We start from the raw sequence: 21993 nt of genomic DNA, 5'->3' as shown, positions 1-21993 counted from the left end.
CCGGCGAAGTCGAACGCCTGACCGGCGAGCCCCCGAAGGACTTCGCGAGCTTCCTGCGCGATCATCGCGACGCATTCGCCAGAGCCGCCTGACCCTCCTGCTTTCCGTCCGGAACGGAACGATGTGCGGCTGAAGCTCTCGACCTATGATCGCGACGCAGCAATCGTCGGCTCGGGTGATCGAAAGTTCAAACGTCTGCTGCTGGCGACGCGAACGTCCGCTTTCCTGCCAACCTCGGCCATTCACCCCTGGCGCCGGCCGGACGCACCTCGAACGTCTGAGATTGGCAGGGAACCGGACGGGCGGCTATCAAGCGCAAAGGATGGAACTTCGACGTCAAGGCACGCGCGCGCTTGAGATGGAGGGCTTATACACAGGCTAAACGGGCTAAGCTTCTGTCAAGGGTACGCGGCAGAATACGACCTCTGCTATCGGCATTTGATCAACGAATATCTCTATCGGAACAATCCCGCTTGTAACGTCGGCGCTCAGGATTTCCCCAGCTGAGGAATTATTGTAGGCAATTCTTCCATTCTCGACCTCGATGAAACCGCTGAAGGCAGGCACAAGGGCGGCTGGCGGTGGTTCATCTGAGATACTGAGTTCTACCTCGCCTTCATCTTCATGCTGTGTCCAGATCGTGACGCAGTTACGAGTGCTTAAAGCAGGTCCAGCTCCTGTGTTTTCGGGTACGTCGATAATCATGATCGGATCGTTGATAAAGACAATCGCATGCGGGATTGCTGCCCTCGTGGTATACGTAACCATGGCGCCGCTCCCATTGACGCTGCCGACCTTGAGCTTGGATGTTTGGCTTAACGGGGTTCCGATTAAAGGAGTTTATGCCTCAGCCATTTGGCCCGAAATGGGCGTTAGCGGTCAGTTCACAATCGGCCTCTTTAGGCCCCAGCCAACCTCCGCGCAGCGGTGCTGGTCGCATAAGCCGCTGGCAACCACCTGCTGACGCACTTCCTGAGCCCGATCCTGCCCTACGCCGGGCTCGAACGCCACAAACAGCCGACCGGCAGAAGCGGGCAAGCGAGCGAACTGCTGAAGATAGTCGTTCAGGGTCGCTGTCCCGATAGGTTGCCCATTCCAGAGGATGTCACCTTCGCGAGGCACCCGCACGGAGTAGCCGTCCAATATGCCGCCTGACTTATCGAGCGGAAGAGACGCATATGTTGCCGACGCTTTCGCGCTTGGTGCGCCCGTCGCATTGTCAGTTGGATTGCAGCCGCACAGCAGCCCGGCGGCAATGAGCACAAGGAACCTGGCCATACGCTCCCTAATGGCAGAAAGCGGACGGCTAGCTGAACCATCTATCATGCATCGCGCGGAGAAAATCGGCGTCAGCCACGGGAAGGCCGGAGGCGGAGCCGATGACCGAGTCAATGCCGCAACAAGGGCAGAGAGCAGTCCCGCTCACGTCCTCAACCCACTCCACTACATCACTGACCGCAAACGTTTTTTCGCAATAGAAGCAGCCGCAAACATCGCTGTGCTCTAACTCCACTCGATGGTCGGCTGAATGGCGGTGAGCGGCTTCAAGCGTGATGCGTGGGAAGTTCATGAACGCAGTGTGGGCGGGATCGGGAATGTCCGCAACTGGGCGATGATGGCCGGGCCGCTTATCGCAGGAGGCGCTGGGCCGCTGAACGGCAGGCTGGGGGCGCTAACGGCCAGCGCAAGCGGGTATCGTACGGATATCGGAGTAGCGCTCGGCGACGTCTGCACGAGGCACGAACGGCATCGCGGCGGAGGGTATCTCCGCCTCGATCAATCCCGACACAGGCTCGGTTCAGCGAAGTTTGGTCTATAACCAGGGTGAGGGCGCCTCATCTAAGGCGCTGCTCCCGCGGAGAGCGGCCTGAATGCTTGGCGCGTAGCCAAGAATCCCAACACCCAAGCCAAACGAAGCTCAACGTGGCAATACGCATATGGGCACCTGAGCTCGTTGGACGGCGCACGAGCGCCATCCTGCTCACCAATCAGCCTCGCGGCTTGCAGCTCGTCCTGTGTTGGCACTCTCCGCGTATACCATCTGAGCCGCCACTGGAATGCAACGAAACATTTCCGAGCAACCCGCGCGGATACCGCTGAAGTATCGTCCTAATCAGGTGGCTAGAGGAGCTTCAAGGCCGAGACCATAGCGGCGGAGGGCTCCTCCGGCACGCTGCCTGATTTTGGGTACGAGTGAATGTTGTGCGGGCACCCGAGGCTTGTCGTATGCATAGGAGAGGAAGTCGCGACTCACCCCTGCGGCGCTTCTGAAAGGGAGGATCCTATGAGGACGGCTTTTACAATCATCTGGGCTGCTATGGCGCTCGTAGGAACACCACTTGTAGCAGCGGCACAGGGCTTCTCAAATCATTGGTCGTTTACCGATCAAAACACAGGCAAAATTGTTAGTGGCACAATAGATAATCTTCAGGAAGGAGATAAAATCTCGGCGGCTGGTTTGACCATTAATGTGATTTCAAGCCCTTTTGATGATCTTGTTGGGGCGTACACCCTTAATAACACTTTTGGATTTTTCCCAGCGACTAATAACATATATTCAGCTAAGAACGGCTTGGTGACTTTCGCGAATTTCCAGTACGCCAACACAAAGAACGATCTTCTCTTTTTTAGCACAAACCCGACAGACGACGAGTTTTCATTCTTTCCCGAGCTTGTCAACGCAGCAAGAACCAAGGATGCCTTCAACCAACTTGAAGGCACAGTATTTAGCCCGGCTGTCGCGGCTGTTCCCGAGTCCTCTACTTGGGTGATGATGATCGTTGGCATGGGCGCGGTCGGCTGGGCGCTTCGTCGCCGCAGAAAGATGGCGGTGCAATTTTCCTGCGGTTAGTATAGGTGTGAATGGAGGCCTGCGCGACCCGCGCCCGGTCTGTTCTGTGTTGAGGGCGGGTATCGCGCGGGTACAGGATGCGCGATCGACGACATCAATCAAAGGGCGCAGATGGCACCGAGGTGGAGGGCATCTCCGCCTTGGTCGAGCCCGCTTTGCGCTCGGCTCGTCGCCAGGGCGCCGATTGTCGCCTGCCGGAGTGGCGGCTGCGGCAGAAAAGCGGTCATTCGCCCTTCACGAGAAACCGTGGAGCAGCCCCGAGAAGCAGGCGAGAGCGGCAACCAGGTGCACTGTCCCGGCAAAGAAGACGGATCGATCGGTCTTCACAGCCACGGTCCGCCCGACCAGTGCACCGTAGACCGGGAACTGGAGCAACCCCGCGCCCATAGCGACCGGCCCAATCTCTCCCTCAAGCCGCGTGAGCAGCATAGAGTAAGGGAACAGCACTCGTGCCGCGACGTAGGAGCCGTGTCCGGCGCCACCAGACATGATGGCTGCCAGGATCGCGGGAGCGGCGATGATGGCGCCTATGCCGGCCCCCATCGATGTAGCGAGCCTGGTCCGTACGGCTATCAAGTTGGACTGATACATCGGCGCAAATTGCTCCACCTCGTCAATGTCCGCAACTGGGCGGGAACGGCCAATGCGCTGACGCGAAGCGAGCGTCCAAGATGTGTCAGAAAAGCGGACTTTTAATAAACGGGCGAACCGTCCTGTAGCGGCAATAATGCCTGTATTATAGCGTTCTTCCGGGCAGCGTACTCCGCCTTCACTCGCGCACTGCGAAGGTCAAAGTCGCTACCATATGCGCGCTGCGTTGATCTGAGGGCCCAGTAGGTAATTGACAGATCGCAACGGCGGGCGATCATGGCTTGTGACGACAGGGTGACCTTCTTGCGTTTAAAAAGCTGATCCCTCACGCATTCCTTTGCGGCCCACGTGTAGTCTTCCTGCCTTGAACAGGCTTCAAGAGCAATTGCCCAAACAAGTGCGGTAGCTAGCTTCATCGTTATGATATGGTGGATCGAGGCCATGCCCGCCATCGGGCGTAGCGGACGTCGCCGCCGCTGTAAGCTCATTTACCCGCCTTCATCATCAATCGGCGCAGAACGATTACAATCGCTATCGAGCCAAAGACTGAAACAGGTAGCCAGAGCCCGAACACGATCGCAGCAACGCTTCGCATATGATAGTCAGGTCGGGGGGCCGTTAGATACACACTCAGCCAGAAGGCCTCCCAAGTGACTGCTAGGACGAGGCTGAGTGCGATCAGGCGACGGCGCCTGTCTCGGGACTGACTCGGCATACATCGGAAATTATTCCCGCAAACAGGCGACCGCAAGTGGGCGATTACCAACGCCGTTAGGCCGACCGCGGGCGAGGTATCCTCCGCCGCAGTGTCCGCTACTGGCAGGTCGGCGCTTCCATGCCAAGCGAATGCGATGACAAGCATGGTAGCGAGCGATAGTCGGCGCTAGACCGTGAATGATGCCAGCCATGCGCTCTTTGCTGCTTTCTCTCGTCCTCGTCGCGAGCGGCTGCTCTGTAGAGCAGACCGAAACGCGAGCCTGCACGCCGCCGCGACAGAGTTGGGGTAAGCCACATCCACACCTTGGCCCTAAGGTCGCGCGGTTCACGATCGCGGCGGACCACGATGGCAGGCTTTATCTCGATGGCAGAAGGGTAAGCACGGGAGATTTGACAGCAGAGCTTAAGAGGATACAATCCTATGGCCGACCAGAACCGGCAGTCTTGCTAGAAACAGAGATGGGCGCGCCTTGTCGCGTCATAGACCAAGTGCGATCACTTATGGAGCAGCAACTGGCTTGCACCACTACCGGACACTGCGATGAAGGCGCTCAGTCCGTCTGGAATAAGCTAATGTATCGCGGAACCATAGTGCCCTGACCTTCGCGTATCTGGAAATGGCAGGGAAGCGGACGCTAGAAACCGAACCAGCTGGACGCTGCGATGCCGACCGCCACTGTGCAGCCCGTAAGCGCAAGCACGGCAAGGATGCCAGCAATCCAAGCGGCGACACGCCTGAAGCGCTCGTCCACCCACTCAATGAGGTGCTCCGCCAATCCGGGAATAAGGGGGTCCATGCGGCAACGCTACAGTAGCCGTTGAGGCCTGAGAATGGGCGTCATCGATCGCGATCCGAATAGCGGTTCACGAGCCAGCGAACCCCGAAGCCGACCGGGGCGGCTGCTAGGATGGTCGGTAGGCCAACTACAAGCCAAAAGCCTCGGTGGCATTTTACGCCAAGGCATACAGTCGCCCAAGCTGGCAGCTAAGGTCGGAAAGGCGAAGACTGGGAAGCCGATCAGCGCCGCCATTGCGCAGCCCCATCGACCTCCGCGCGTTCCTCCGCCCTTGTAGCGGCTGTCACTCATCTGATTAGACTACACTGTCCAACGATGTCCGCTATAGGCAGGCTAGGCGGCGTGAACAAAATGGCTTGGTATGGCGGCAGGGTAGGATAGCATATGACGATGCGCTTCCAATCCATCTTGGCTTTGCTCCCGATCCTCGGCGGTTGCGCCACGTCGCAAACATTCGATCACACCCAGTCAGCCCCCGCACTGCCAACCGCTGAAGAGGTGAGCCGATATGTGTCGTCGCACTGGCCCGATCTGAGCAAGACGTTTGCCCGCTTCGCAAATCGTCCCGGTCAAACGGCCACGCTTATCGGAATATCAGAAGTTTCCTGCGGTCACACCTACACGACCCCAGAATGCTCGTATCAGGTTGCTGGACGCTTCGGAGATGAGTCAAGTGTTGAGCGCCGTCTTCTTTCACAGTTTGAGCGGGATGATGCCGGAAACTTAGTCGAGGTTATCGTCATGTGGCATGTGCGGCGCCGATGATGAAAACGCCTTGTGCTGGCGTTAACGCCACAACACATGCTTTCGGACGCTAGCGGGCGTACCCGCCGAGGTCGCGCGCGACGAGCTTCTCGTTGGAGAGACGTGGCCCACGCTTGAGCCTGCTGTTGCCGAGCGTGCGGCGGCATGCTTCTGATCGGATGAAGCCGGGGAGGGTGCTTTGAACGGACCGGCGGCCTGTGCGGTGCGCGCGGCTTCGTTGTTGTTGCGCTTGGCATGGTGTGGCTGAGCCTGCTGTATCACGCGGGCGAGCGCCAGCGCCGAGTCGAGATGCTTGTTGTCGACCACGGCAGTCTGGTTCACTCTCATGTCGTTGCGAGTGCAGCTCCTGCGCGCTACGTTTGGCGCGTTAAGGCGAGTTGACTGGCGGCGCAGAGGTTCATGACTGGATTTGAATTCAACTGTGAGTCGTGCGGCCAGCGCCACATTGGGGTGCCTGCGCTCGCCTTTGAGGCTCCAATCTACTGGAACGAGGTCGAAGCGCTTGGGAGGCCGGAAACCCACGTCTTAAGTAGCGACCTTTGTGTCATCGCCGATGAACATCATTTCATTCGCTGCTCACTGGACATGCCGATCCGAGATGTGCCCGCGGTGCTCAGTTGGAGTATCTGGATGAGCCAGAGCAACTCTAATTTCGAAACCTATCGTGACACGCTGGGTGACACACCTGAGCAGGTGACCTTCGGATACTTAGCGAACCGTCTTCCTGAATATCCTGACACGCTTAATCTACGTGCTCAGGTGCGATGGCGAGCCCGAGGCGAACGACCGATCGTGGAGCTTGAGCCGGTCGAACACCCTCTTTTTGCGGATTGGACGGCGGGCCTGACAAGAGACAGGGCTATAGCTTTCGCTCAGCTAGTTCTCCATCCCACCTAAGCTAGACCCTGCGACGAAGATGGCCACCCCTGTTTTCTCATGGCCGACATGGGCGAGAGCCGCCCGGCCGCTCATGGCAGGCTAGCGAAAGGTCCGTTCTACTGCTGAACAGTCGCACTAGGTCGCGGAAGGTTCAACCACCATGGTCAAAGCGTTACTTTAGTGGTGGCAACGAGATACGCTGCGGTCACCTTATCATCTCTCTCGACCTTAAAAAGGAGCGAGGCATCGGAGACACCCTCCATATCAAAGGCAATGAACCTTTGGCCGCGTCCGGTAATCTCACCTCGCAAAACGGGTGAAAAGCCTACACTCTCCCACGGCCGTTCAGTCCAACATCTATAGATTGTCCTGAGAGGCTTATCAATCGACGCATGCGAGGCGTACGCGAGTCCAGAAAGATCGCCGTTAAAAGACTGATAACCTCGATCTAAGAAGCGGCACTCGTTGTGATCGGCCATGCGAACAAAGCCTAAACTTGCAAGGCAACCCGCGAGAGCCCCAGCCAGAAACGGCAGAATCATTTTCATTCGATCGATGTGCATGATCGTTTTGTTGTCTGCAACGGCAGTTAGCTGCCGGTTCGCCTTTGCGCAGCGATTTTGACCTCTCGTGGCGGGAGAACGCGCCTGGGGTTGCCGCGATCGCGCCAGCATGTGAGGTGGCCCCCTAATTGACCTGACAGGACCTCGCTCTTGGATAAGAGTGAGGCATATGACTGAGCTTACGACCAGGCGTTACAACGACGGTGAGGTCCTCTCCGGGGTTCAGCGCCGGAGGCGCTGGACCCCGGAGGAGATGGTCCGGATCGTCGAGGAGACATACCTGCCGGGCATGGGCGTGTCGCTGGTCGCCCGCCGGCACGGCATCGGCGCTGGCCAGCTCTTCACCTGGCGGCGGCTGATGGCGCAGGGCGCGCTGACCGCAGCTGGTGCCGGCGAGGAGGTCGTGCCCGCGTCCGAGTACCGAGCGTTGCAGGCCCAGGTGAGCGAGCTCCAGCGCCTGCTCGGCAAGAAGACCATGGAAGCGGAGATCCTCCGCGAGGCCGTGTCCCGGGCCGCAGGCCCAAAAAACGTATGGCACGCCCCGTCTGCAAGGGTGATTGTTCGACAGCTTCCTGGGTCTGCATCAACGTGGTCTCAAGGTCCAGCCTTGGCCAAGATGGGTTCCGCGCGCTCCGGGCCTCATAAACTACGCGGTGTCGAGCACCACGGCCGTGTCTCGGTCGACCGGCGCAACACCCGCTGGTGCTCCGACGCGCTCGAGATCGGCTGCGACAACGGCGAGAAAGGTCCCCGTCGCCTTTGCGCTCGACTGCTGTGACCGGGAAGCGATGGGGCACGTCGCCACTACCGGTGGCATCACCGCCGAGGACGTCCGCGACCTGATGGTCGCCGCCGTCGAGCACCGCTTCGGCCCCGTGAACCGCCTGACCGTGCCCATCGAGTGGCTCACCGACAACGGCAGCCCCTATGTCGCCGGCGACACCAGACGCTTCGCGCGTGACATCGGCCTGATACCGCGCACCACACCCGTCAGCAGCCCGCAGTCGAACGGCATGGCAGAGGCCTTCGTCCGCACCCTCAAGCGCGACTACGTCCGCGTGAACCCCAAACCCGATGCACGCACCGTCATGGAGCAGCCGCCGGCCTGGCTGACCCACTACAACGAGGTGCACCCGCACAAGGCGCTGGGCTACCGATCACCCCGCGAGTACATCGCGCAAACCCAGGAGGCCCCGTCAGGCATTTAGGGGGCAACGACAGCATGCTTGTGTCGGGACGTTGAAGGAGCGAGGCGCTTGGCAGGAGAATATCTGATCGACGGAATGCTATCAGGCACGGGCGTTCGCGATGTGCTTAATGGCGGTTATGTGGAGCCAAGCGATCTCGGCCTTTCGACTAGTCTGATCGCTCGGCTTTCAGCATGGCAGAAGCGATATGAGGAAACGCACTTCTCAGACTTTCCCGCTGACCAAGTAGCTGCGCTCGACCTCGAAGGCATAGATCTGACGCGAGCCGTCCGAGAAGAGCGTCGCGATCTGAAGATTGGCTACTACTCCCATGGTTTGACAAAGCGCCTGGATTGAGCCGCCTACATGCATCGGCAATCAGCGCTGAACAGATGGCGGCTTTCGGGTTTGCTGAATAGCACTACTACCGTCTGAGATCGCGCGCTTTCGGACGCTAGCGGGCGAACTCGCCCAAGCCGCGCCCGACCAGCTCCTCGTTGGAAAGGCGAGGGGCGGGCTTCAGCTTTGGCGTGCACAGCCGGCGCCGGTCAATCTTGCCCGCGGCGGGGCCGGGGGAGGGGCGTGCGAAGACGCCGATGGAGCCCGAGCTACGCGCCGGCTCGCTGTTGTTGCGCTTGGCATGGTGCGGCGCCGCTGCCTGGATAGCCTGAGCCATGGCAAGGGCGGCACCCAGGTGCTTGTTATCGACGATGGCGGCCTGGTTCACCCGGCGCATCTTGTCGAACACGCGGTAAGGGAGCACGCGCTCGCCGTGGCGGATCTCGATACGACCATCACGTTACTCGCAGACATGAACGCGCTTGCGCGCCAGCGAGCGGGCGAGGGGCGTCGGCTCGAGAATGAACATTGCCTTGTTATAGTGCAGCGCCAAGGAGGCGGTGACGGTCCGCTCTTCACGCCACACCATCTCGGCCTCGACGTTCTCATGAGCGGCGAGCGGACGGTGCACGTCGCGCGGGTCGGCCGGCGCACAAGCGAAACGCGCATTGTGCCGAGCGACATAGGAGGGGAGGAAGGCGTTGGCTTCGTCGATGGACGAGATACCGGCCAGCCTCATCGCCTTGACCAGCCGGTCCTGCAGCGTGCCGTTGGCGCGCTCGACACGCCCCTTTGCTTGTGGCGAGTTGGCGCAGATGATCTCGACGCCGAGCTTATCCAACGCCCGGCCAAGATGCGTCATGCCGTCGCTGTCGGCGGTCGCGTTGTTGTTCCGGAAGACGCTGTGCTTGTCCGAATAGAAGGCCACCGGCTTGCCGTGGCGCTCGAGATAGCTGCGGGTCGCGCGCATGTAGGAGAAGGCGCTCTCGCTCTCCGCCATCTCCAGGTGCATGAGCTCGCTGGTGGCATCGTCGATGTAGACCAGCAGCGTGCAGCGCGGGCCGCGGCCCTCGAACCAGTCGTGGTCCGACCCGTCGACCTGCACCAGCTCGCCCCGGCACTGGCGCCGGTAGCGTGACTGGTGAAGGCGGGCACGCTTGGCAACCTTGGCTTTCCAAACGCCGGCCGCCATGAGCATCTGCCGCAGCGTCTCGCGCGACAGCGTGATCCCATGCTGCTCAGCCAGGTACTCACACGCCAGCGTCGGCCCGAAGTCGGCATAATGCTCGCGCACGATGGTGACGACGCGGTCGCGGAAAGCGCCGCTGAACCGCCTGTTGCTGGGCCGCCCGCGCTTGCGGGACACGAGACCGGCCGCGCCATCTCGTCGGAGCCGCTTGAGCAGGCGGTATAGCTGGCTGCGCTGCAGCCCCAACAGCGCCATGGCATCGACCGGCCGGATCTCACCGCGGTTGAGCCGCATCAGCGTATCGAACCGGCTCACTTCGGCAGCACTCATCGTCAGCACCGTCATCGCATGCACATCCTCGATGTCCGAGGATGATTATGGCACCGGAGACCCGCCGCAGAACCGCTGTGCCATTTCTATCTGGCGGGAGTGTGCCATTTGTACGTTGCGTCTACACCCGCTTACACGACGCCGGATCGATAATATATCTTATGTAAAGCCCCGCGCCAGCGCCTCGCCATGCCGACCCGCCTCATCCCGCGTCCGGCATCACCCGGCGCATGAACTGGTCGAACAGCGGCACGGTGAAGGCGGTGTCGCCGTGCGCGGGGCTGTAGAGCATGCCCTTGGCGATCAGGCTGTTGCGCGTCGGCGCGACCGACGACACCTTGACCCCCAGCGCCTCGGCGACATCGCCCGAGCGGTGCGGCCCCGCGCCCAGCCGCGCCATCGCGCGCAGATAGCGTTTCTCCGCCGGGGTCAGCCGGTCGAAACGGACGCGGAAGAAGCTCGCGTCCAGCTCCGCCAGCGCCGCGGCGCGCGCCGCCGCCACGTCGGCCGCGCCGATCGGCGAGCGCTCGGCCGCGTCCCAGCTGTGCTTGCCCCATTCCTGCAGGAAATAGGGATAGCCCTGCGTGTCCGCGACGATCGCGGCCACCGCGGCGGGCGCGATCGCTTCCTCCTCGCGCTCGATCGGCAGCCGGATCGCGTCGGCCGCGGCCGCGGGGTCGAGCGGGCCGAGCGCGACGAACTCGAACAGCCGCTCGGCATAGGATTTGGCACGCCCCATCTGACCGAGCAGCTGGGGCAGCCCCGCGCCCACCAGCGTCACCGGCAGCCTCTTCTGGCTGGCGCGGTGGAGCGCGCTGATCAGCGCGGCGAGCTGGTCCTCGGCGACATATTGCAGCTCGTCGACGATCAGCACCATCGCGCTGTCGCGCTCGCGCGCGGCCTCGCCCACCGCCACCATCAGATCGGCGAGATCGAGGTCGAGGTCGCCCGAATCGGCCAGTCCGGGTTCGGGCTCGACGTCGAGCGCGACCTCGAAATCATGGTATTTGACCTTGAGCTTGGCGAAGCCCGCGAGCGCGCGCAGCGCGTGGCGCACCCCCGCGCCGGTCCGCGCGGCGCGGTCGAGCCGCAGCAGCCCCGCGCGCAGCGACGGCGCGAGCAGCGCGGGGAGCGAGCGCTGCTCGGGCGCCTCGATCGTCACCGCCAGCATCCGCTCGGCCTCGACCGCGTCGCGCACCGCGCCGAGCAGCACGGTCTTGCCGACCCCGCGCAGCCCGTAGAAGATCGTCGAGCGCGCGGGGCGCCCGGCGCGGATCCGGTCCAGCGCGATCAGCGTGCGCTCGAGCAGCGGCTCGCGCCCGGCGAGTTCGGGCGGGGGCGTGCCGGCGCCGGGGGCGAAGGGGTTGCGACGCGGATCCATAGCGAGGTTATGACAAGTTATCGTTTTTCTGTAAACTGCCCTAAGGTCGCTTGATCCGGTCCGGCGGCGCGGCGAACACCCGCTGCCAGCGCCGCGATGATCGAGGCAATGAACGCCCGTTCCGCGCCGCTCGTGTCGCGTCCACCTAACAGTCTGATCCGCCCCCGTTGAACGGTGCTCCGGCGAACGCCGGAGCCCAGGGCCACGAGCGTGACGTGCGCGGTCCTGGGCTCCTGCGTCCGCAGGAGCACGATCCCCACCGGATGGATCACCCGCCGTTCACGCCGCGCCGCCCGCGCGCACCCTCAATCGGGCAGGCCCGCCAGCAGCTTGTCGAGCGTGATCGGGAAGTCGCGCACGCGCACCCCGGTGGCATTGTACAGCGCATTGGCCACCGCCGCGCCCGCGCCGCACACCCCCAGCTCGCCCACGCCCTTGGCCAGCAGCGGGTTGGCGGCATGGTCGCGCTCGTCGAGGAACAGCACGTCGAGCGGCGGGATGTCGGCGTGCGCGGGGACGTGATATTCGCCCAGGTCGCGGTTGACGATCTTGCCCGTGCGCGGGTCGTGGATCAGGTCCTCGAACAGAGCGGCACCGATCCCCAGCGTGATGCCGCCCAGCGCCTGCGAGATCGCGGTGGTGCGGTTGAGGATCCGGCCCGCGGCGAACACGCTGGTCCAGCGCGCCACGCGCGTCTCCCCGGTCCAGGCGTGGACGCGCATCTCGCAGAAATGCGCACCATAGCCCGCCTGGCTGTAGCGCTCGTTGCTCTCGCCCGGCGCGCAGCCGCCCTCCACCACCATGCCGTTGCCGACGAGGTCGCGCAGCGCATGGCGCTGCCCGCGCGCGCTCAGCATGCCGTCGGCGAGCGTGATCTCCTCCTCGGCGACGCCCGCGGCGCGCGCCAGCCGCGCGCGCAGCTGCGCGCAGGCGGCATAGAGCGCGGTGCCCGCGGTGGTCGCGCCCCAGCTCCCGCCCGACCCCGCGCTGATCGGGTCGTCGGTGTCGCCCAGCCGCACCTCGACCTGGTCGAGCGCCACCCCCAGCAGGTCGGCCGCGATCTGCGCCAGGATCGTATAGGTGCCGGTGCCGATGTCGGTCATCTCGGTCTCGACCGCCACGCGCGCGTCGCCGCCGAGCCGCACGCGCACCTTGCTCGCCCCGAACAGGTTGCCGCGCACCGCCGCCGCCATGCCGAGCCCGACCAGCCAGTCGCCCTCGCGCCGCGACCCGGGCACGGGATGGCGCGCGTCCCAGCCGAAGCGCGCCGCGCCCTCGCGCAGGCAGGCGGTGAGCGAGCGGCTCGAGAAGGGCACGCCGAGCTCCGGGTGATGCGCGGGCTCGTTGCGCAGCCGCAGCTCGATCGGGTCGATCCCGAGCCGCTCGGCGAGCTCGTCCATCGCGCTTTCCAGCGCGAGCTGCCCCGCCCCCTCGCCGGGCGCGCGCATCGACACGCCCAGCACCTTGTTGACGCGCACCACCTGATGGTCGACCAGCCGGTGCGGCGCGTCATACAGCAGATGGGTCGCGATCCCGGCGGGCTCGAAGAACATCTCGCCCGCGAGCTGGTCGGTCACCGTCTCGTGCGCGATCGCGGTCAGCCGCCCCTCGGCGGTGGCGCCGAGGCGGACGCGCTGGCGCGTCGCGGGGCGGCGCCCGGTCATCTCGAAGACGTGCTGGCGCGGCATCGCCACCTTGACCGGACGGCCGAGCCGCTGCGCCGCGATCGCCGCCGCGACCGCCTCGGGCATCACCCCGAGCTTGCCGCCGAACCCGCCGCCGACGAAGGGCGCACGCACCCGCACGCGGTCGGACGGGATGCCCAGCGCGGTGGCGATCTGGTCGCGCGTCGTCACCGGCGACTGATAGGAGCCCCACAGCGTCAGGCGATCGCCCTCCCATGCCGCGATCGAGGCGTGCGGCTCCATCGCGGCATGGCTCTGGCTCGGCGTGGTCCAGTCGGTGTCGATCGCCACCGCGGCGTCGCGCAGCGCGGCCGCCACGTCGCCCTGTTCGGTGTGGATCAGGAAGAAGCCGCCGACGTCGCTCTCGGGCGGGGCGGCGCGGTCGAGCGCCTGCTCCATCGCATAGATGCCCGGCGCGGTGTCGTGGACGACGCGCACCCGCGCCGCGCCCTCGCGCGCCGCCTCGTAGCTCTCCGCCACGACCAACGCGATCGGCTGGCCGTGGTACACCACGTCGCGCACGGTCTGCACCGGCGCGGCCGGGCCGGCGAAGTCGCCGGCGTTGCGGATCATCCGCGCGTCCGCGATCACGTCGATCACGCCGGGCAGCGCGCGCGCCGCGTCATCGTCGAGCGCGGTGACGGTGCCGCAGCCGAACGGCGCGCGCACCAGCATGCCATAAGCGAGCCCGTCCATCGCATGTTCGGCGGCGTAGCGCGCCTGCCCGCTGACCTTGAGCGGGCCGTCGACGCGCGGCACCGCGCGCCCGACCAGCGGCGCGGGCGCGCGATCGAGCAGGCTGTCGGCGAAGGGCGCGTCCATCGTCAGCGCGGTCTCGGCCCGGTCGTCCATCGCGGTTCCTCCCCTCAGGCGCCCGGGCGCGCGGGCTTGGCGAGCACCGCGGCGAAGGCGGCGACATCGAGATAGGCGGTCACCGCGGTGATGCGCCCGTCGCGCAGCGTCATGATCCACAGATAATCGTTGGCGTAGCGCGTGCCGTCATGCACCGGCGCGCTGCCCGACCATTCCACCAGCACGTCGTCGCTCTCGGCCCACATTCGCCTGACCGTGGGGACGAGCGGGCCGCTGAGCCGCGCCGCGAGCGGGCGCGCGGTCGCCGCCAGCAGCGCCTCGCGCCCGTGATAGGTGCGCGCGATCGCGGGGTCGCTCCCCATCACGCGCCAGGTCGCGTCGTCGGCGAGCAAGGCGAAGACGTCGCCCTGCCCCGCCGCCCAGCGCTCGAAGGCGGCGGCGACGAGCGCGCGGTTGCGCGTCGCGCGCTCGTCGGCGCGCGCCTCGCCGCCCAGCGCCACCGCGGGCACCAGCGCCGCCGCGAGCACGATCATCGGACTCCACCGCATTCCCCCATCTCTCCTTCGCCGGCCGAACCTCCGCGGCGGCAGGCGCGCGCCGCGGCCTGCCCGGATCGGCGCGCCATCCTCCCGCCCCGCTGAGAGGCATCCGGCGACACGAACCCGCGACGACGCGCGCGGTTCGTCGCCGATTTGTCCGCGCTGGCGGGAAACGGAGGCGACCGGTTGAGCGGACGCTCAGTCGTCGTACCGATAGCGGCGGGGAGCGGCTCGTTCCACCCGTCATCCCGGGCTCGACCCGGGATCCATGGTGCCGCGAGCGCCGTCGGCGTCGTTCTCGCGGAACGATGGATCCCGGCTCAAGGCCGGGATGACGGTGATGGAAGAGGAAGCCAGCTTTTGCGTCCGCACCTATGGTTCCGCGAGCGCGACGCCGGTGTCCCTCGCGACACCATGGATCCCGGGTCGAGCCCGGGATGACGGTGAGGCATGGGGCATCCTGGGTCGGGACCAGACAAGTTCGCCGCGGCGCGGCGCGCGCCACGCCGGTTGCTGACCCGCGCCACAGCATGTTACGTCGGCCGCCTTCCCGACGTGAGGCGCGCGTGATCGATCCCTCCCCTCCCCGGCGCCGCCAGCGCGACCGTCGCGCCGCCGCGGACGCGCGGATGGTCGACGCCGCGATCGCCCTGATCGCGGAGCGCGGCTTCGGCGGGCTGGTGCTCGGCGAGGTGGCGGCGCGCGCCGGGTTCAGCGCGACGCTGCCGGTGCATTATTACCGCACCAAGGAGGGGCTGATCCTGCATGTCGCACGCGCGATCCTGGCGGATTACGACGCGGTGATGCGCCCCCGGCTCGAGGGGCTGAGCGGGCTCGACGCGATCCGCGCCTTCGTCCGCTGCTATTTCGACCATGCGCGCGAGCAGCCGCACCGCCGCCGCGCCTTCCTGCTCATCGCCGGCGAGGCCGCGGTGCATCCCGCGCTGCGCGACGAGGTGGCGGCGCTGACCGAGCTGAGCGCGGCGGGGCTGACCGCGATGATCCGCGACGGCCAGCGCAGCGGCACGATCGAGCCCCTGGTCGACGCCGATCTGTTCGGCACGCTGATCCTGGGCTGGGTGCGCGGGGCGGTGTCGCTCTGGGCGCTCGACCCGGCGCTCGATCTCGCACGCACCGCCACCGCGATCGAGGCCGCGGTGGTGCGCGCGCTGCGCGACCGCGCGCTGCCTCCGCCTGCCCTCCCCCCCGCATCGCTGGCTCCCTCGGTGCAGGGGGAGGGCTGAGCGATGCTGTTCGACGGGCGCATCATCGCGGGCATCACCGTCTTCGTCGCGGTCGCCAAGGGCGGCAGCTACGCGCGCGCGGGCGAGCAGCTCGGCCTGTCGCGCTCGGGCGTGGGCAAGGCGATCGCGCGGCTGGAGGAGCGGACCGGGATGCGGCTGTTCGACCGCACCAGCCGCGCGCTCAAGCCGACCGACGAGGGGCGCCGGCTGCTCGACGAGGTCACCCCGATGCTGGAGGCGCTGGGGCGCGTCGCCAGCCCGTCTACCCCCGCGCTGATCCGCGGGCGGCTGCGCGTGTCGACCGACGGCGCGTTCGGCCCGTTCCTCGTCATCCCCGCGCTGCCGCGCTTCCTCGCGGCGCATCCGCAGGTGCGCGTCGACGTGCTGGTGCGCGACCGCGTCGACAATCTGCTGCTGGAGGGGGTCGATCTGGCGATCCGCTTCGGCGGGCCGGAGGCGCGCGGGCTCGACAAGCGCCTGCTGCGCCGCAGCCGCGTGCTGACCTGCGCGAGCCCCGGCTATGTCGCGCGCCACGGCCTGCCGCGCGACCCCGACGATCTCGCCGACGGGCATCGCTGCGTCCGGCTGCTCGACGACGTCACCGGTCGCCCGCATGCCTGGCATTTCGTCGACGTCGACGGGCGCCAGCGCGCCTATGCGCCCGATTGCGCGCTGACGCTCAACGACGCGCCCTCGCTGCTCGCCGCGGCGCGCGCCGACATGGGGGTGGTGCGCCTGCTCGACGTGGTCGCCGCGGGCGCGCTCGCCGACGGCAGCCTGGTGGAGCTGCTGCCCGAGTGGAACCACCTGCGCTGGCCGGGCTATCTCTACACGCCGGCGGCGACGCACCAGAGCTACGCGCTGCAGGCCTTCACCGCCTTCATCGCCGAGGCGCTGGCGGACTGAGCGCGCGTCACTGATAGCGCGCGGTGCGCTCGAACCCCTGGTTGGCCTTCACCATCTTCGCGACGCGGCGCAGCTGGGCGCGGACGTGGCGCTCGAAGCGGACGTCGTCATTGACCCCGGTGACCGGATAATCGTCCTGCGCGAGCAGCGCCTTGATCCGCGCGGCCAGGCTCGCCTGCGCGTCCGCGGCGGCGTCGGACAGCAACGTGCGGCAGACATATTCCTCCGCCGCGGCGAGGTCGTGATCGTCCTGCGCGGGATAGCCGCGCCGGTCGGCCGCGGCCTGGTCGAGCCGCGCCGCGGCGGCGCGACGCTCGAGCCAGTGGCGCACCTTGGCCGGATCCCATGTGCTCGCCTCCATCGCCCCGCTCCCGTCAGGCGGCGGGGGACGCGAACAGCTTGGTCCCCACCACGCCGATGATGATCAGCGCGATGAACCCCGCCTGCACCGGATTGATCCGCTCGCCGAACAGGAACGTGCCGAGGATCGTCACCCCCACCGCGCCCAGCCCGGTCCACACCGCATAGGCCGTGCCCGCGGGCAGCCCGCGCATCGCCAGCGCGAGCAGCCCCATGTTGACGAAACTGAGCCCCACCGGCAGCGCCGAGGCGAGCAGGCTGGGGCGCAGCGCGGCCCATTTCAGGCTCAGCGCCCAGATGATCTCGGTGACGACGGCAACGCCCAGGATGAGCCACGCCATGGAGGAATCTCCTTCTCGCGGGCTCGGTGGGACAAGGCGCGGCCGGAAACCCGGAAAGAGGCCGCGAGCCGGCGCGCGATAGGCCGCGTCGCCGCCGCTGTCCAGCCGGGCGCGGCGGCGCGGCCTCAGCGCGCCGGCAGCGCCGCGCGCCGCACCCCCTCTCCCGGCGGCGCGCCGAGGCGGAAGCGCGCGACATCGGCCTCGAGCTGCCCGGTCTGTTCCGCCAGGTCGTGCGCGGCGGCGTTGGTCTGTTCCACCATCGCGGCATATTGCTGCGCCGCGCCGTTCATCTCGGCCACCCCGGCGTTGAGCTGCGCCACGCCGTCGGCATCGACGCGCGCGGCGCGCGCGATCCGGCCGACGCGGTCGTCGATCCCGTCGACCTGTTCGACGATGCGGCGCAGCGCGGCGTCGGTGCGGTCGACCAGCGCCACCCCCGCGGCGACCTGCGCGTTCGCGGCGCCGACGCGCTGCTTGACGTCGCGCGCCGCCTCGGCGGAGCGCTGCGCCAGCGCGCGCACCTCTTGCGCCACCACCGCGAAGCCGCGCCCCGCCTCGCCCGCGCGCGCCGCCTCGACCCCGGCGTTGAGCGCGAGCAGGTTGGTCTGGAAGGCGATGCCGTCGATCAGCGCGATGATCGCGCCGATCTCCTGCCCCGAATGCTCGATCGCGCGCATCGCCGCGATCGCCTCGCGCGCCAGCGCCGCGGTGCCGTCGGCGTCGCCGCGCGCCTGCGCCGCGAGCGCGCTGGCGGCGTCGATGTCGCCGGCGGTGGTGGTGAGGCTGGCGGCGAGCCGGCCGATCCCCGCCGCGCTCTGCGCCAGGGCATCGCGCTGATGCTCGATCCGGTCGGCGACGCCGTCCGCCGCGGTGCCGATCGCGATCGTTCCCGCGCGGATCGCGCGCGCCTTGGTCGCGACCGCGCCGACCAGCCGCCGCAGGTCCTCCTGCACCGCGTTGAACGAGCGGCGCAGCGGCTCGTAATGATGCGCGAAGGCCTCGGCGATCGGCTGGCTCAGGTCACCCGTGGCGACGCGGCGCAGCCCGGCCGAGACGATCTCGATCATCCGCGTCGCGTCGCTGAGGTCGACGGTGGTGCCCACCACGCCGGGGCCGTCCGGGAAGTGCGCGGCGAGCAGCGTCACCAGCCCGGGGAACAGCGATCCGTCCTTGCGCTGGCACGCCCATTGGAAGCGCGTCATGCCGTCGCGGATCGCCTCGGCGCGGCGCGGCGCGATCAGCTCGGCCGACGGCGTCCCGCACGGCTGGGTCGGCGCGGACAGGATCATCGGGCTGCACCCGATGAACTCGTCGCGCGCATAGCCGAACATCCGCAGCGCGCCGGGATTGCAGTAGATGAACCGCTCGTTCTGCGCGGCATAGATCGCGTCGGGCGCGAGCGTGACGAACAGTCCGGCATAATCGACCGGCGGTCGCCGCCACGGCCACACGCGCATTCGCCCCATCTGCCCGGCCCCCCCGGCGCCCGACGCCGATCGGGTCATTATAGCGGCTCGCGGCGCGATCGGGTCGGGTCGCGCCGGATGTCGGGGGCAGCGCCGCGCGCCGCCCCGCAGGATCGCGTCAGAAGCCGTAGCTCAGCCGCGCATAGCCGAACCGCCCCGGCACGTCATAGGTGGTGGGGTCGTAATTGTTGAGGCTGCACGAGAAGCAGGCGGGCGGATCGGTGTCGAACACGTTGTTGACGCCGAGCGTCAGCCCGATCTTCTCGTCCATCCAGCTCGGGCGGAAGGTGAGCTGGACGTCGCCGTAGAAGCGGCTCTTGAGCCGGTTGCCCCCCGCGGTCTCGACCACGTCGTCGATATAGCGCCCGGTGAAGGCCGCCGCGACCGGGCCGATGTCCCAGTCGAGCGTCGCCTGCCCCTTGAAGTGCGGATAGGCCTGGTCGGGGCTGCCGCGCTCGGTGCCGGTGTAGTTGGTGGTGGTGGTGCCGTCGGTCGAGGGGACCACCTCCTCGTAGCGCAGCAGGTAGTTGCCGCTGACGCTCAGCCCGAACGTCCCCGCCCCGGTCGGGCGCGTGCGCAGCGTGAAGGTGGCGTCGACGCCGCGGGTGCGGATCCCGCCCGTGTTGAGCAACAGCGCGTTGATCGCGCCGATCGACCCGCCCGAGACGCGCCGCACCGCGTCGCAGGACAAAGCGTCGGCCGACTGGACGCAGCGGTCGAGCAGGGTCTGCGCCGGGATCGAGGCGATCGCGCCGTCCACCTTGATGTCATAGTAATTGACCTCAAGGCTGAGCGCGCTGGCGAAGCCGTTGCGCGCCCAGGCGGGGCTGTAGACGCCGCCGAACAGCCAGGTGCGCGCGGTCTCGGGCTGGAGGTCGCTGTTGCCCCCGGTCAGCAGGCTGATCTGCCCGCCCTGCGGATCGTTGTAGCTGCCGTCGGCGGGGACGCCGTTGGCGATGCAATTGGCGCGCACCGTCGGGTTGGACTGGAACAGCCCGCCCGCCGCGCTGGTGCAGGGATCGTCGAGATTGGCGTCGAAGCGCGACTGCGCGCCGAACAGCTCGCCGATCGAGGCGGCGCGGTAGCTCTCGGCATATTGGCCGCGCAGCAGCAGGTCGCTCACCGGCTTCCACAAGGCGCCGCCGGAGTAAGTGGTGTTGCTGCCATAGGTCGAGAAGTTGGAATGGCGCACCGCGCCGTTGAGCTCCACCAGCTGGAAGAACGGCACGTCGCGGATCAGCGGCAGCCGCAGCTCGCCATAGACCTCGTCGACGTTGAATTGGCCGCGCGCCGCCTGCGCCGGGATGTCGGCGCCGAGCCCCGCCTGGATGATCGGATCGGGGGTGAAGCTGCCCTGCTGGTCGCGATGCTCATAGCCCGCCGCGATCCCGATCGCGCCGCCCGGCAGGTCGAACAGCTCGCCCGACACGTTGAACGTATAGTCCTTGAGCCGCTGCTGGCTGCGCGAGCGCTCGTCGAACCCGATATAGCCGAGCATCTCGGGGGTGACCGATCCCTCGCCGCCGAAGATGTTGAACGGCACGCACGCGCCGGTGCATTGCGCCACCGGGCCGAGCGCCTGCGCCAGCCGCGCCGCGTTGATGTTGCCGGTGAACAGCTGGTGCGCCTCGTTGGTGGCCAGCACCGCATTGGCGTCATAATACCAGTTCTTGCCGAACAGCTGGAACTTGCCGTCGATCGTGCCGGTGACCGACCAGGTATCGACCGTCTGCGAATAGGTGCGCTGCCCGGCCTCGATCAGGCGGCGCCCGATCACCTCGTAATTGTCCGGCCCGAGCGTCACGCCGAACGGGTTGAACGGGTTGGTCGCGTCGATCGAGATGGTGTCGAGCAGGTTGCCGTTGCCCGCGCCGGGACCGACGCTGAGCGGGAGGAAGGCCGCCTGGTTCTGCGAGTTGCGCCGCACCCAGCTGGTCTTCACGCGCACGTTGAACAGGTCGGAGAATTCGGCGCGCGCGTTGGCGAAGCCGCCGTAGCGCTCGTTCGGGGTGAGGAAGTAATTGTACGGCGCGAAGTTGAAGCGGTCCGCGGTGGTGAAGGCGCGGAAGTCGCCGCCCGCCAGCGTCGGATCGTACACGCCGCGCGCGTTGAGCGGCGCGTTGCGCACGGTGATCTCGCGCGCGCCGGTGGTCGGCCGCAGCGGGCTGCCCGCGTTGAAGCGGATCCGCCCGTTGAGCGCGGCGCCCGAGCAGCCGCCGACCGGGTCGCCGCAGCTGGTCTGCCCCGGGTTGGGGAAGCGCGAGAGGTCGCGGTCGGCGGCGCGCACCGGATCCTGCTTGGTGTAGAAGGCGCCGACGTCGAGATGGACGCGCTCGCTGCCGCCGCCCCAGCTCAGCTGGTAGTTCTGCGTCTCGCCGTCGCCCTCGCCGAGATACTGGCCATATTGCGCCTGGGCGCGGAAGCCCTTCTGGCCCGAGCGCGTGATGATGTTGACCACGCCGCCGATCGCGTCCGACCCGTATAGCGCCGAGGCCGCCGACTGGAGCACCTCCACGCGCTGGATCATCACGTCGGGGATCGAGTTGAGGTCGACCGTGCCGGGGATGCCGCTGGCGCTGGCGCCGTTGACGTAGCGCAGTCCGTCGACCAGCACGAGCGTGCGCTTGGCCCCGAGATAGCGCAGGTCGATCGCGGCCGAGCCGGCGCCGACGCCGCCGCCATCGGGCGGGTTGCCGAGATTGCCCGAATTGTTGAACTTGGAGTTGAGCCCGCCCGAGGAGGCGGGGATGCGCTGGAGCACGTCGGCGACCGAGGACAGGCCGGTCTTGGCGATCGCGGCCTCGTCCACCGTCACCACGGGCGAGGGATTGTCGAGCGGGTCGCGGCGGATGCGCGAGCCGGTGACGACCACGTCCTCGCCGGTCGTCGCGGCGGTCTCGGCGGGGGTCTGTTCGGGCGCGGCCTGCGCGTGCGCGGCCGCGGGCAGCGCCGCCGCGATCGCGAGCGCGAGCCAGCTCGCGGCGGGCAGATGAAGGTGTCGGAACGAGCGCGTCATCGATCTTTCCCTGTGCTGCGGCGCCTTGTTCGGC

18 protein-coding genes and 1 pseudogene are annotated in these 21993 nt (G+C 66.9%); 7 read left to right on the top strand and 12 right to left on the bottom strand.

The genetic code is table 11. The features are described 5' to 3' along the window. Positions 1–387 precede the first annotated feature (387 nt). Positions 388–768 carry a hypothetical protein gene (locus EV292_RS19190; protein WP_132910871.1) on the bottom strand — a complete coding sequence of 127 codons (381 nt, stop codon included), beginning with the start codon at positions 766–768 and terminating at the stop codon, positions 388–390. Between the two features lie 1516 nt (positions 769–2284). Between EV292_RS19190 and EV292_RS19180 the strand changes: the two genes are divergently transcribed. Then, positions 2285–2851, top strand: a complete 567-nt coding sequence (locus EV292_RS19180) for a PEPxxWA-CTERM sorting domain-containing protein (RefSeq protein ID WP_165927189.1) — start codon at positions 2285–2287, stop codon at positions 2849–2851. Positions 2852–3085: 234 nt separating this feature from the next. On the opposite strand, the gene EV292_RS19175 is transcribed toward EV292_RS19180, so the two are convergent. Further along, a complete protein-coding gene (locus EV292_RS19175) occupies positions 3086–3442 on the bottom strand; it encodes a hypothetical protein (RefSeq protein WP_165927188.1) in 357 nt (118 codons plus the stop codon). 1898 nt (positions 3443–5340) lie between these two features. Between EV292_RS19175 and EV292_RS19165 the strand changes: the two genes are divergently transcribed. Further along, positions 5341–5721, top strand: coding sequence for a hypothetical protein (locus EV292_RS19165; protein ID WP_132910866.1), 381 nt, complete (start codon positions 5341–5343; stop codon positions 5719–5721). A 399-nt stretch (positions 5722–6120) separates the two neighbouring features. Further along, complete coding sequence (locus EV292_RS19160) at positions 6121–6618, top strand: DUF2199 domain-containing protein (RefSeq protein ID WP_132910865.1); 498 nt, start codon at positions 6121–6123, stop codon at positions 6616–6618. Between the two features lie 146 nt (positions 6619–6764). Here the strand turns inward: EV292_RS19160 and EV292_RS19155 are convergent, their stop codons facing one another. Next, positions 6765–7163: a hypothetical protein gene (locus tag EV292_RS19155; RefSeq protein ID WP_165927187.1), complete on the bottom strand. Its 399-nt coding sequence runs from the start codon at positions 7161–7163 to the stop codon at positions 6765–6767. A gap of 169 nt (positions 7164–7332) precedes the next feature. Here EV292_RS19155 and EV292_RS19150 point away from each other — a divergent pair. Together EV292_RS19150 and EV292_RS19145 are read left to right on the top strand one after the other, a co-directional pair. Beyond that, positions 7333–8371: pseudogene (locus EV292_RS19150) on the top strand (DDE-type integrase/transposase/recombinase). A 48-nt stretch (positions 8372–8419) separates the two neighbouring features. After that, a complete protein-coding gene (locus EV292_RS19145; protein ID WP_132910863.1) occupies positions 8420–8707 on the top strand; it encodes a hypothetical protein in 288 nt (95 codons plus the stop codon). A gap of 97 nt (positions 8708–8804) precedes the next feature. Here EV292_RS19145 and EV292_RS23200 read toward each other — a convergent pair whose 3' ends face one another. From EV292_RS23200 to EV292_RS19125, 5 genes are all read right to left on the bottom strand, one after another. Continuing rightward, positions 8805–9098: a hypothetical protein gene (locus EV292_RS23200; RefSeq protein WP_243693864.1), complete on the bottom strand. Its 294-nt coding sequence runs from the start codon at positions 9096–9098 to the stop codon at positions 8805–8807. A 51-nt stretch (positions 9099–9149) separates the two neighbouring features. Next, entirely contained in the window at positions 9150–10223 is a 1074-nt protein-coding gene (locus tag EV292_RS19140) for an ISNCY family transposase (protein ID WP_243693863.1), read from the bottom strand. 187 nt (positions 10224–10410) lie between these two features. After that, complete coding sequence (locus tag EV292_RS19135) at positions 10411–11589, bottom strand: AAA family ATPase (RefSeq protein WP_132910862.1); 1179 nt, start codon at positions 11587–11589, stop codon at positions 10411–10413. A gap of 305 nt (positions 11590–11894) precedes the next feature. Next, a complete protein-coding gene (locus EV292_RS19130; protein ID WP_132910861.1) occupies positions 11895–14126 on the bottom strand; it encodes a xanthine dehydrogenase family protein molybdopterin-binding subunit in 2232 nt (743 codons plus the stop codon). A 14-nt stretch (positions 14127–14140) separates the two neighbouring features. After that, positions 14141–14635, bottom strand: coding sequence for a nuclear transport factor 2 family protein (locus EV292_RS19125; RefSeq protein WP_132910860.1), 495 nt, complete (start codon positions 14633–14635; stop codon positions 14141–14143). A 557-nt stretch (positions 14636–15192) separates the two neighbouring features. Between EV292_RS19125 and EV292_RS19120 the strand changes: the two genes are divergently transcribed. Then, positions 15193–15870 (top strand): TetR/AcrR family transcriptional regulator, encoded by a 678-nt coding sequence (locus EV292_RS19120; RefSeq protein ID WP_165927186.1) that lies wholly within the window; start codon positions 15193–15195, stop codon positions 15868–15870. Between the two features lie 3 nt (positions 15871–15873). After that, on the top strand, positions 15874–16776 hold the full coding sequence (locus EV292_RS19115; protein WP_132910858.1) for a LysR family transcriptional regulator: 903 nt from the start codon (positions 15874–15876) through the stop codon (positions 16774–16776). 7 nt (positions 16777–16783) lie between these two features. Here the strand turns inward: EV292_RS19115 and EV292_RS19110 are convergent, their stop codons facing one another. The 4 genes from EV292_RS19110 to EV292_RS19095 all read right to left on the bottom strand — a co-directional run bounded on the left by EV292_RS19110 (position 16784) and on the right by EV292_RS19095 (position 21959). Beyond that, positions 16784–17137: a hypothetical protein gene (locus EV292_RS19110; protein ID WP_132910857.1), complete on the bottom strand. Its 354-nt coding sequence runs from the start codon at positions 17135–17137 to the stop codon at positions 16784–16786. A 13-nt stretch (positions 17138–17150) separates the two neighbouring features. Then, positions 17151–17477: a multidrug efflux SMR transporter gene (locus EV292_RS19105; RefSeq protein WP_132910856.1), complete on the bottom strand. Its 327-nt coding sequence runs from the start codon at positions 17475–17477 to the stop codon at positions 17151–17153. Between the two features lie 125 nt (positions 17478–17602). Further along, the gene (locus EV292_RS19100) at positions 17603–18934 is read right to left on the bottom strand and encodes a methyl-accepting chemotaxis protein (protein ID WP_165927185.1); all 1332 of its coding nucleotides are present in this window, start codon (positions 18932–18934) and stop codon (positions 17603–17605) included. A 127-nt stretch (positions 18935–19061) separates the two neighbouring features. Further along, positions 19062–21959 carry a TonB-dependent receptor gene (locus tag EV292_RS19095; RefSeq protein WP_132910854.1) on the bottom strand — a complete coding sequence of 966 codons (2898 nt, stop codon included), beginning with the start codon at positions 21957–21959 and terminating at the stop codon, positions 19062–19064. Positions 21960–21993 lie beyond the last annotated feature (34 nt).

Source organism: Sphingomonas sp. BK235, assembly GCF_004345855.1.
Classification (GTDB): domain Bacteria; phylum Pseudomonadota; class Alphaproteobacteria; order Sphingomonadales; family Sphingomonadaceae; genus Sphingomonas.
The sequence above is the reverse complement of the archived record's forward strand: the minus strand, read 5'-3'. Positions and strand labels throughout refer to the sequence as shown.

Excerpts from the sequence above, each read along its gene's own strand:
- EV292_RS19155 (WP_165927187.1), bottom strand. The coding sequence starts at position 7,163 with ATGCACATCGATCGAATGAAAATGATTCTGCCGTTTCTGGCTGGGGCT.
- EV292_RS19110 (WP_132910857.1), bottom strand. The coding sequence starts at position 17,137 with ATGGAGGCGAGCACATGGGATCCGGCCAAGGTGCGCCACTGGCTCGAG.
- EV292_RS19100 (WP_165927185.1), bottom strand. The coding sequence starts at position 18,934 with ATGCGCGTGTGGCCGTGGCGGCGACCGCCGGTCGATTATGCCGGACTG.
- EV292_RS19135 (WP_132910862.1), bottom strand. The coding sequence starts at position 11,589 with ATGGATCCGCGTCGCAACCCCTTCGCCCCCGGCGCCGGCACGCCCCCG.
- EV292_RS19105 (WP_132910856.1), bottom strand. The coding sequence starts at position 17,477 with ATGGCGTGGCTCATCCTGGGCGTTGCCGTCGTCACCGAGATCATCTGG.
- EV292_RS19115 (WP_132910858.1), top strand. The coding sequence starts at position 15,874 with ATGCTGTTCGACGGGCGCATCATCGCGGGCATCACCGTCTTCGTCGCG.
- EV292_RS19095 (WP_132910854.1), bottom strand. The coding sequence starts at position 21,959 with ATGACGCGCTCGTTCCGACACCTTCATCTGCCCGCCGCGAGCTGGCTC.
- EV292_RS19165 (WP_132910866.1), top strand. The coding sequence starts at position 5,341 with ATGACGATGCGCTTCCAATCCATCTTGGCTTTGCTCCCGATCCTCGGC.
- EV292_RS19140 (WP_243693863.1), bottom strand. The coding sequence starts at position 10,223 with ATGACGGTGCTGACGATGAGTGCTGCCGAAGTGAGCCGGTTCGATACG.
- EV292_RS19130 (WP_132910861.1), bottom strand. The coding sequence starts at position 14,126 with ATGGACGACCGGGCCGAGACCGCGCTGACGATGGACGCGCCCTTCGCC.
- EV292_RS19175 (WP_165927188.1), bottom strand. The coding sequence starts at position 3,442 with ATGTATCAGTCCAACTTGATAGCCGTACGGACCAGGCTCGCTACATCG.
- EV292_RS19190 (WP_132910871.1), bottom strand. The coding sequence starts at position 768 with ATGGTTACGTATACCACGAGGGCAGCAATCCCGCATGCGATTGTCTTT.
- EV292_RS19160 (WP_132910865.1), top strand. The coding sequence starts at position 6,121 with ATGACTGGATTTGAATTCAACTGTGAGTCGTGCGGCCAGCGCCACATT.
- EV292_RS19125 (WP_132910860.1), bottom strand. The coding sequence starts at position 14,635 with ATGCGGTGGAGTCCGATGATCGTGCTCGCGGCGGCGCTGGTGCCCGCG.
- EV292_RS19180 (WP_165927189.1), top strand. The coding sequence starts at position 2,285 with ATGAGGACGGCTTTTACAATCATCTGGGCTGCTATGGCGCTCGTAGGA.